This is a genomic window from Thioalkalivibrio sp. AKL7, assembly GCF_000381705.1.
GTDB lineage: Bacteria > Pseudomonadota > Gammaproteobacteria > Ectothiorhodospirales > Ectothiorhodospiraceae > Thioalkalivibrio > Thioalkalivibrio versutus.
Genome location: NZ_KB906963.1, coordinates 1 through 4,403, shown reverse-complemented (window position 1 = coordinate 4,403; position 4,403 = coordinate 1). Strand labels below are relative to the sequence as shown.

Genomic DNA, 4,403 nt, shown 5'->3' with positions numbered 1-4,403 from the left:
ATGGCGCACCCAGGCTGCGGATCGCGACGACCTCGTACCTCGGGGCCACGGATCTGAAGGCGATCGAGTTTCTGCTAAGCCTGCCGAACACGGAGGTTCGGGTCTCCTACGACACTCACCGCACGCGCCTGCACGCCAAGGCCTACCTGTTTCATCGAAGCACGGGGTTCGGTAGTGCCTATACGTCACCAGGGGTCGGACCTCGAGGAGTTTCGGCGAATCAGTAAGATAGGGCCTGTGGGGCGGTGAATTGGGGCCTTAGAACGGCAATTTGGGGTCGGGAACGTGGCTGTAAGGGGCGGGGTCTTCGGCGAGGTGGTAAGCATCGGCGTCGTTGCGCACAGAGCGATCGACGGCACGGATGCCCAACTGTGCGTGGATTGTCCGCACGAACGGTTCGCTTCCCACGGCGAGCGCCTGCGTCCAACGATCATCCCGAGCGGCTCGGTCGTTGTGTAGCGCATCGTCTACCCACCCTCGATGGGTGTCGGCGAGGGACTGAAGCGTAGGCAGGCCGAGGGCCCGGGCCAGCGCCTCGCGGTCGATGATGCGGTAGCGCCGGGGCGGGAGCTGGATCTCGTGGTAGCCGGATACGAGCCACTCGGAGGGGTGTTGGACGGCGCCGGCCCGGACCATGTTGAGGTCGATGTACACGAGGCAGCGGGCGAGGTGATCGCCGGTTTCGACGGCGGTGGCGTGGTAGCGATCCTCCCAGAACGCACCCTTGCGATTTTTTCTGCGGTTGTAGGCCTGGGCGGTTCGCCCGGCGATCAGGCGCATGGCAGCCGGGATCTCGTTGCGTCCGGTATCCCGTACCAGGAGGTGGATGTGGTTGGACGTGACGATGTAGTTGAGTACACAGAGGTCGTAGCGTTTGCGGCTCTCGAACAGCCACTGACGCCAGCACAGGCGGTCGCGCTGGAACTTCAGGAGGAAGTCCCTGCGGTGGCAGCGATGGGTGATGTGCCAGACATGGCCCGGCACGAAGTAGCGGTTGGCGCGCGGCATGGGTTCCCTCCCTGGAACAAGCCATTTGGCGGTCGAAATGGGCAGTTTAAGCGCCCGGAAACGGGCTTTGAAAGCGGTAGGTGCTTGACTCTTGGGAGGACCGAGAGGTCCGACCCCGTCAGCCGTCAGACGGCTTTCAGCTGCGGATCGCGCTCCAGTGGCTTGATGACCTGATAGGCATATTGGCGCGCCTGCTCCAGCGGGTTAGGCATCACCTTCAGGCCCCGATCCGTCAGGATGGTCGCCTCCTGGCGATCCATCTGCCGGATGGTCTCCAGCCGCCAGTCCTTCACCTCCAGAATCAGCAGCCCCCGCTGCGGATGCAGCACGATGAAATCCGGATGCTCCGACCGCCCGCCCACCGGTACGTCGTACCAGCACAGGTAGTCATCCTCCAGGAACCGCTCCAGCCGCCGTGCAAAGCGCTTCTCACCCGACGTCATGCGCGGCAGGCCGCTGTTCAGTGAAGGTATTAGCGTTGTCATTTGCCGAATCCTACCTGCATGGATAACGCTTGCCTTCAATTCCGCGAAGCATGAGCGTCAATTGCAAGGCAATGTTATAAATTACAATCCTATAACTCTATTCCAGTCCGCGATGTACATGTATACTCGCTGAAACTCGGAGGGCAAAAGAACTCTGTTGTGCGCTATAAAATGCCGCGCTTTCTCAAGCTCTTCCATTCGCTGCTTGAGCCAGTGCTGTGACGGGATAATTTCGAAGCAGTCCCACTTTTCAATAATAATTGAGGCCAGCATCCCAAAGTCTACAAAACCTAAAAGATCTTGTTTCTCACCCTCCAGCCAAGAATCTTTTGTTGCTACCTCCTGCCTTGATTCAGCATGCTTCCTAATCTTCTGCGGCAGCTTATCCCACCAATCTGCCCCTTCCTTCTCTTCCAATGTTTCCCGTATAAGATCTCTGATTTCGTTCTCGAAGCAATGCAAAACCGCATAAAGTCTTGCCATTTCGAGGGCATTATTTCTGCGAGAAACACCGAAAGGTGATAAGGCTTCAAGAAGAAGGTTTTCTTCGTCTTGGTAAGCGTTAGCACCAATCTGAATTCCTGCCTTCTGATATTGAGCGGCCTCCGACTCAAACATCAGCCCTCGAAACAAGAAATCACGAAATTCTTTTCCCGGGCTATCAGTCAATTAAATGCTCCCGTAGAGATTTGAATATGGCGTTGCAAACCTCAACATCTTTCGTTGCAGGAAGATGAATTTGGATATTGTAATAAAGACCGGGCGGCTCGATCGGTTTTTGAGGCGCAGCTGCCTCCGGCTTTTTGGGTTCTTCGCTCCCTTCTTCCTTCGGTTTTTCCTTTTCCTGAGGTTTTGGTCTTTTCGAAGGCGCGTGATCGATATCCGCTTCTTTTAGAAGCGCTAGAAACGTCTTCGCCATGAGCTCCGCTGTGCGGTCTGTCGCATTATGGGCGCTCTTGAATTTCCCGGCCAAAGCATCCTTATCTTTATCCGTTGGATGCGATTTGATTACGAATAAATCAGCATAGGATTCTTTAAGCGCTTCACCCAGCACCCTCCTGGACTGAGTGCTGTCTCGATAGGCTCGGTACCGTGCCGTTGGCGTTCCATCGGCACTAAGAAAGCCTATTGCTTTCAATATAGGAATGTATGACCGGTAATTTGACGAAGCATACCCCAGATCCTTCAGATGTTGCTGAGTGAACTTATCCGGCGCCTGCCCTTCTCTAATAGTGGCAAGGAAGCTTGGCAGTTGCCCATACACTTGCGTATACACACCTGGTAGTGCCATAAGAGGCTCCTATTGATTGGATTTATAACGCCAGCCATGAGCCGCGCGCTTTGCCGCGTCGGCTCCATGGCTTTGTTCGATGCTCTTCTCTAGCACTCCTCAAGTGCAGTAAGAACGTTTCGCAGGAACTCTTCCCTGCGAGGATGCTCCTGCATCTTCTTTACCTTCTCGAGCAGTGCACTGAGGATCGCGTGTTGCAAGAAGGTAGGCTCGCTGTACCACACAGGGTTCTTCCCGAGATTCGGATAGCCAGCGTACCCGTCAGCGCCATTCCACCGGACGCCAAGACTACGCTTCGGCGCCTCTTCACGTCGGCCCCAGATAGCTGAGTAACTCCCGTCATCGTACAGATCGATGACGTCATCCCACATCTTCGGGCGCACCTGGTCGACACTTGGCATAACTATCTCCTTTCAGGTTGTGGTAGCCGGAGCGATTTGGCTCCAGGGGCAACTGGCCTGAAGGTTCTGTAAGCGGCCGATGCCATCGAACGTTAGCTCTCAGCCGCGTGCCTCTTCGCACGTCGGCTGAAGAGCTTTGTTGGGCGCCTACTTGTAGAACTCGGAAAAAGGCACTTCCGTGATGTCGGCTTCTTCCGCCCCAGAGCGCCAAAGCGCGCTCGTTATGATTGGCGACTCGAGATCAAGACAGTCGCCTTCGAAGCCGGTGCGTGAGAGCAATTTGTTTTCCTTGTGGAACGTAACCCATGCTGACATATGAGCACCGCAGCGGCCTTGAATGTTGCGATTGCCTGGCGAGGGTCCGATTTCCACGACATAGGATCCATCGCTCAGTTCGCATTCCCTTCGGACAGTGTTCTCTGTGGTGATTCTGGCGTCGGTCACTTCAACAAGTTCCCGAGGGTTGATTCCATCCTTTCCCAATCGCTGCATCAGTTCCTCACCCTCCTCGTTGTACGCACCGAGGTAGTAGACGGCGACAAAATCCTCTGCTTTGTTGCAATCGTACTGGACAGCAACGTGGAAGGAATCTGCATAGACCGGAAGCGACAGCATGACCGAAGCGATTACCACTGCTGATCGAAGCATCAATCTTCTCCTTTACGCCCAACAGTAGATTAGACAGAATCTTTCATATTGGTGATATACAGATTCTGCATATCATCCCGGCGTTCTCCTTTCGGTGGCACACCACCACAGGTAATCCATGCTTTTATCATGGTAGTGTCCGGCGGGTCGAGCGGCAGGGCGCCCGACCCGCCGGGACGACAAATCCTCGACGCTTGGTCAAAGGCTTAGATCTGCCTGCAGATCCAACATAGGCGAGATGCAGGGCCGACGTTGAAGCTTTGCGGCTGGACTGAGTCGGGTCGAGACGAGGAGATCGGCGGCACGAGCGGGACAGAGCACGGTGCTATGCAGAATCGGTATATCACCGTTATCGCAGTGTGGCGTGACGGAAGGAGGCACCACGCGTGGACCGAGAAACGAGCTTCCTGCGGGAGCGGTGGCGGCGTTCCCTGGTACGATCCGGCCAGAGGTTAACGGAGAGCCGGTGTTGGAGACGCTCACGGAAGTGAATCAGGCGGTGGTGGTCTGCGGCATTCTGGAGGATGCACAGGGGCGTATCTTTCTGGCGCGTCGCGGGGCCGATCAGGC

At 56.0% G+C, this 4,403-nt stretch carries 5 protein-coding genes and 3 pseudogenes; 2 read left to right on the top strand and 6 right to left on the bottom strand.

Annotated features, from left to right (window positions below):
- Positions 1–182: pseudogene (locus G315_RS14475) on the top strand (hypothetical protein); the annotation flags it as partial.
- A 76-nt stretch (positions 183–258) separates the two neighbouring features.
- On the opposite strand, the gene G315_RS0113620 reads toward G315_RS14475, so the two are convergent.
- From G315_RS0113620 to G315_RS0113595, 6 genes and pseudogenes are all read right to left on the bottom strand, one after another.
- The gene (locus G315_RS0113620; protein ID WP_019612701.1) at positions 259–1,008 is read right to left on the bottom strand and encodes a transposase; all 750 of its coding nucleotides are present in this window, start codon (positions 1,006–1,008) and stop codon (positions 259–261) included.
- A gap of 137 nt (positions 1,009–1,145) precedes the next feature.
- Positions 1,146–1,451: pseudogene (locus G315_RS0113615) on the bottom strand (nuclease-related domain-containing protein); the annotation flags it as partial.
- Positions 1,452–1,574: 123 nt separating this feature from the next.
- A complete protein-coding gene (locus G315_RS0113610) occupies positions 1,575–2,162 on the bottom strand; it encodes a Swt1 family HEPN domain-containing protein (protein ID WP_196801702.1) in 588 nt (195 codons plus the stop codon).
- Positions 2,155–2,784, bottom strand: coding sequence for a DUF5343 domain-containing protein (locus G315_RS14590; RefSeq protein ID WP_155986099.1), 630 nt, complete (start codon positions 2,782–2,784; stop codon positions 2,155–2,157). The genes G315_RS0113610 and G315_RS14590 overlap by 8 nt, the downstream gene beginning before the upstream one ends.
- Positions 2,785–2,873: 89 nt before the next feature.
- Positions 2,874–3,185 (bottom strand): hypothetical protein, encoded by a 312-nt coding sequence (locus G315_RS0113600; RefSeq protein ID WP_019612697.1) that lies wholly within the window; start codon positions 3,183–3,185, stop codon positions 2,874–2,876.
- Positions 3,186–3,332: 147 nt separating this feature from the next.
- Complete coding sequence (locus tag G315_RS0113595) at positions 3,333–3,833, bottom strand: hypothetical protein (protein ID WP_019612696.1); 501 nt, start codon at positions 3,831–3,833, stop codon at positions 3,333–3,335.
- A 466-nt stretch (positions 3,834–4,299) separates the two neighbouring features.
- On the opposite strand from G315_RS0113595, the pseudogene G315_RS13835 reads away from it, so the two are divergent.
- A pseudogene (locus tag G315_RS13835) lies at positions 4,300–4,403 on the top strand (NUDIX domain-containing protein); the annotation flags it as partial.

Bases quoted from the DNA above. Each gene is read 5' to 3' on its own strand.
- G315_RS0113620 (WP_019612701.1), bottom strand. From the start codon at position 1,008: ATGCCGCGCGCCAACCGCTACTTCGTGCCGGGCCATGTCTGGCACATC.
- G315_RS14590 (WP_155986099.1), bottom strand. From the start codon at position 2,784: ATGGCACTACCAGGTGTGTATACGCAAGTGTATGGGCAACTGCCAAGC.
- G315_RS0113600 (WP_019612697.1), bottom strand. From the start codon at position 3,185: ATGCCAAGTGTCGACCAGGTGCGCCCGAAGATGTGGGATGACGTCATC.
- G315_RS0113595 (WP_019612696.1), bottom strand. From the start codon at position 3,833: ATGCTTCGATCAGCAGTGGTAATCGCTTCGGTCATGCTGTCGCTTCCG.